The 244-nt window shown below is 40.2% G+C and carries 1 protein-coding gene; it reads right to left on the reverse strand.

Annotated elements, in window-relative coordinates; all coding sequences use genetic code 11:
- Positions 1 to 244: protein phosphatase CheZ (locus AAEY75_RS16690; protein ID WP_352260273.1), on the reverse strand; the 244-nt coding region annotated here is incomplete at both ends.

Below are 244 nucleotides of genomic sequence, written 5' to 3' on the forward strand. Positions count from 1 at the left end.
GTCTTGTGCCATTAAAATTTGATTTAACAGCTCGCGAAGGCGATTAGAGTCATGCTCGCTATGCGACATAAACTGTTGAACATCATGACAAAGTGACTTAAATTCACCTAATTCTATATCACGACGCATCAATTTATCCCACATGGGCGTCACTGATTGTATATTGCTAATGATGGTATCGGCCAAAGGAAGACATTCGTCAACTGCATCCATGGTTTTATTTGCAGCTTGTTCTGTCATATCG

The organism is Psychrobacter sp. TB55-MNA-CIBAN-0194, assembly GCF_040309505.1.
Classification (GTDB): domain Bacteria; phylum Pseudomonadota; class Gammaproteobacteria; order Pseudomonadales; family Moraxellaceae; genus Psychrobacter; species Psychrobacter fozii.